We start from the raw sequence: 4,113 nt of genomic DNA on the forward strand, positions 1-4,113 counted from the left end.
TGTGGGTGCGCTGTCCGGCATTGCGGGGTGCCGTCGGTGCCGTGCGGGGCGGGTGGGTGCGCGGCCCGGCGTTGCGGGGTGCCGCCTGCGCCCACCCGTGCCGCCCCAGCGGCACGACTGCCCGCAGGCTCAGCAGGCTGGGTGGGCCGGCCGGCACGACTGCCCGCAGGCTGAGCGGGCTGGGCGGCTGCCCGCAGGCTAGGTGGGCTGGGGGTGGCTACAGCCAGCCTTTTTCTCGGGCTATGCGGACCGCTTCCGCTCTGTTGCGGGCCGTTAGTTTTTGGATGGCTGTGGAGAGGTAGTTGCGGACCGTGCCCTGGGAGAGGTGGAGGGTCTTGGCGAGTTCCGCGTTCGTGGAGCCGTCCGACGCCGCGCGCAGGATCTCGCGCTCGCGGTCGGTGAGGGGGTTCGCGCCCTCCGCGAGGGCCGCTGCCGCCAGGGTGGGGTCGATGACCCGCTCCCCCGCCAGGACCTTCCGTACGGCCTGGGCCAGTTGGGCCGCCGGGGCGTCCTTGACCAGGAACGCGTCCGCGCCCGACTCCATGGCGCTGCGCAGATAGCCGGGCCGGCCGAAGGTGGTGAGGACGATCAGCTTCACCGCCGGGAGCTCGCGGTGCAGCAGGGCCGCCGCCTCGATGCCGGTCGCGCCCGGCATCTCGATGTCCATCAGCGCCACGTCCACGCCGTGCGCGCGGGCGGCCTCCAGTACCTCGTCGCCGCGCGCCACCTGGGCGACGACCTCGATGTCCTCCTCCAGGCCGAGCAGGGCGGCCAGTGCCTCGCGGACCATCGCCTGGTCCTCCGCCAGCAGGACCTTGATCGTGCGGCTCATGCCCCGGATCCTACGTCCGCGACGGCGCCGGCCGGCACGCGGGCGACCAGCCGGAATCCGTGCCGGGTCCGGCCGGCCTCCAGCTCGCCGCCCGCCTTCTCCAGCCGCTCGGAGAGCCCGGTCAGACCGTTGCCGGGGGCGCTCGCGGGGCCGCGGCCGCCGGAGCCGTTGTCCTCCACCGACAGTTCGAGGACGTGCCCGTCGAGGGTGTGGCGCGTCAGCAGCTCCACCGTGCAGCGCCGGGCGCCGCTGTGCCGTACGACGTTGGTGACCGCCTCGCGCAGGGCCCAGGCGAGGGCCGACTCGGACTCCTCCGGTACCCCGGTGAGATCGGGTTCGGCGGGCAGCTCCGGGACCACCCCGGCTGCCGTCAACGCCACCTGGGCCCCGGCGAGTTCGGCGGTCAGGCGGGCGCGCCGGTAGCCGGTGACGGCCTCGCGGACGTCGACGAGGGCCTGGCGGCTGACCTGCTCGATGTCGGCGACCTGCTGGGCGGCCTTGTCCGGGTGGCCGGGGAGCATGCGGCCGGCCAGTTCGCTCTTCAGCGTGATCAGGGACAGCGAGTGGCCGAGCAGGTCGTGCAGGTCGCGGGCGAGCCGCAGCCGCTCCTCGTTGGCGGCGAGGTGGGCGACGGTGGCGCGGGCCTCGCGCAGCGCGATCGTCGTCCGGATCAGCTCGCGTACGCCGGTCATCGCGAAGCCGCCCAGCAGCGCCGGGAGCAGCAGGCCGGCGATGAAGGAGGTGCCGCCCGGCACCACGAGCGCGAGTGCGGTGAGCAGCGCCGAGGCGCCCGGGATCGTCCAGCGGGCCAGCCGCAGCGGCAGGGCGGCCCCGGAGGCGATCGCCACGTAGACGAAGAGGACGAGCCACTCGCGGCCCAGGGTGAGGGCGAGGACCGTGGACTGGGCCGCGAGGACGGCGAGGGAGCCCAGCACGAAGCCGGTGCGGTCGCCGCGGCCGGTGCGGAAGAGCAGGAGCATGTACCAGACCACGAAGACGACGAGGCCGAGCCAGCCGAGGACCTGGACGCCCACGGAGTGGCCGCCGTGCAGCAGGTCGCTGACGGGGGCGCCCAGGTAGGCCAGCCAGATGGCCGTCCACATGACCTTGACGGCCTTCTGCCTGCGGTTCTCCGGGCGTTGCCCGATGCCGACGCCGCTCACGCCTTCAGCGTGTCCTTCCGGTACAGCCACGCCGCACCGCCCGTGAAGAGGACGAACGACACGGCGAGAATGGCGAGATCCTGTGCGTGCGGGGCGTGACTCTGTTCGATCGCCTGCCCCAGGGCAGCGTACGCGTGCGTGGGCAGCCATTCGGCGATGTCCTGGAGCCAGCCGGGGAAGGTGGTCGTGGGCATCCACAGGCCGCCGAGCATGGACAGGCCGAAGTACACGATCATCGTGATGGGGCGGACCGCGTCCCCGGTCGCCAGGTAGCCGATGGCGACGCCGAGCGCGGCGAAGACCAGGCTGCCCGCCCAGATCGCGCCGGTCAGGGCGAGCCACTGCCAGGCGTCCAGGCGTACGTCCTTCACGACGGCGGCGACCAGGAAGACGATGACGATGGAGGGCAGGCTGACGACGGCGGCGCTCGCGGTCTTGGCGAGGACGTAGCCGCGGCCCGGGAGCGTGGTGAGCCGCAACTGCCGTACCCAGCCGCTCTCGCGCTCCTTGGCGATGCGTTCGCTGTTGCCCATCAGTACGGCGGTCAGGGCGCCGAAGGAGGCCATGGAGACCATGAAGAAGGTCGGCAGGGTCAGGCCGGTGCCGTCGACCTCGGTGGTGGCGTCGGCGCTGCCCGCGATGAGCAGGAACAGGGCCGAGGGGTAGATCACCGAGAAGAACAGGAACTTGCGGTTGCGCAGGGCGCGGGTGAGTTCCAGCTTGATCAGGCTGTTCACGGCTGCTTGGCCTCCTCGGCGGCGGTGATGGCGACGAAGGCCTGCTCGAGTCCGAGGCCGGCGACTTCGAGGTTGCGGGGGTAGAGGCCGAGGCCGTACGCGGCGTGGACGGTGGCGTCGGCGTCGGAGGACTGGATGCGGACGGTCTGTCCGGACACGGTGAGGGACGTCAGGAACGGCAGGGCGCGCAGCGGCTGTTCGTCGATCGCGCCGTCGAGGTCGAAGGAGATCCGGCGGGCGCCGGCCCTGGCCTTGATCTCGGCGGCGGTGCCGTCGGCGAGGAGCCGTCCGCGGTGCAGGACGAGCACGCGGTCGGCGATGGCGTCGGCCTCCTCCAGGTAGTGCGTGGCGAACAGGACCGTGCGGCCCTGGTCGGCCTGGGCGCGCATGGTGGCCCAGAAGGCCTGGCGGGCGGAGACGTCCATGCCGGTGGTGGGCTCGTCCAGGACGATCAGGTCGCTGTCGCCTGCGGTGGCGAGGGCGAAGCGGACGCGCTGGGCCTGACCGCCGGAGAGCTTGTCGACCTTGCGGTCGGCGATCTTCGTGAGGCCGGCCCGGGCCAGGACGTCGGCGGCCGGGTAGGCCCGGGGGTGGAGGGCGCAGGCGAGCCGGACCAGTTCGGCGACGGTGATCTCGTCCATCAGCCCGCCGCTCTGGAGCATCGCGCCCACGCGCCCGGCGACGATGGCCTCGCGCGGGCCGGTGCCGAAGACCCGGACGGTGCCGGTGTCGGGCTGCTTGAGGCCGAGCAGCAGGTCGAGCGTGGTCGACTTGCCGGCCCCGTTCGGGCCCAGCAGGGCCACGGTCTCCCCGGGGCGCAGGGTGAGTGTCAGTCCGTCGACGGCGCGGACGTCGCCGTAGTTCTTGGTCACCTGGTCGAACCCGACCACCTCTGTCGTCATGACAGTCATCGTGGCCGCCGCGGCAGGGTGCGCGGCAGTGTCGGCGGTCCCGAGTGCCGGATGACAGATGTCATACGGCGCCGGCCCTCGCCCCGGGTACGGCGAGGGGGCACCCGGCGTCTGCCGGATGCCCCCCTCGTCGTGCGGGCGCGCGTCAGCTGGGGTCGGTGTCGATGACCGCGACGCGGTTGGTGGTGCTCTTCAGCGCCGGGCGCAGGGCGCCGATCACGTCCTGGACGGTGACCGGGGTCTTCTGGCCGGTGGCGCGGGTGATGAGCACGCCGTCGAAGGTGTCGCCGTACAGCTCCTTCAGGGCGGCCTGGTCGTAGTACTCGACCAGTTTGCCGTTCTGCGGCTTGACGGCGAGGAACTTCCACAGCGACTTGGCGGGGCTGAAGGAGACCGTGTGCGCGGCGTCGGTCCGGACCGTGACCAGGCCGGACATCGCGGGCTCGGCGAACTCCTTCATCATCCGGTCA

4 protein-coding genes and 1 pseudogene are annotated in these 4,113 nt (G+C 72.6%); all 5 read right to left on the reverse strand.

The features are described from left to right. Positions 1–217: 217 nt before the first annotated feature. The gene (locus GTW67_RS26100) at positions 218–832 is read right to left on the reverse strand and encodes a response regulator transcription factor (RefSeq protein WP_161167233.1); all 615 of its coding nucleotides are present in this window, start codon (positions 830–832) and stop codon (positions 218–220) included. After that, positions 829–1,995: a histidine kinase gene (locus GTW67_RS26105; protein WP_161167234.1), complete on the reverse strand. Its 1,167-nt coding sequence runs from the start codon at positions 1,993–1,995 to the stop codon at positions 829–831. The genes GTW67_RS26100 and GTW67_RS26105 overlap by 4 nt, the downstream gene beginning before the upstream one ends. Continuing rightward, entirely contained in the window at positions 1,992–2,732 is a 741-nt protein-coding gene (locus GTW67_RS26110) for an ABC transporter permease (protein ID WP_161167235.1), read from the reverse strand. The genes GTW67_RS26105 and GTW67_RS26110 overlap by 4 nt, the downstream gene beginning before the upstream one ends. After that, positions 2,729–3,643 carry an ABC transporter ATP-binding protein gene (locus GTW67_RS26115; RefSeq protein WP_161167236.1) on the reverse strand — a complete coding sequence of 305 codons (915 nt, stop codon included), beginning with the start codon at positions 3,641–3,643 and terminating at the stop codon, positions 2,729–2,731. Before GTW67_RS26115 ends, GTW67_RS26110 begins: the two co-directional genes overlap by 4 nt. Before the next feature lie 145 nt (positions 3,644–3,788). Then, positions 3,789–4,113: pseudogene (locus GTW67_RS26120) on the reverse strand (hypothetical protein); the annotation flags it as partial.

Origin of the sequence: Streptomyces sp. SID5910 (genome assembly GCF_009862125.1) — a bacterium.
Taxonomy (GTDB): domain Bacteria; phylum Actinomycetota; class Actinomycetes; order Streptomycetales; family Streptomycetaceae; genus Streptomyces.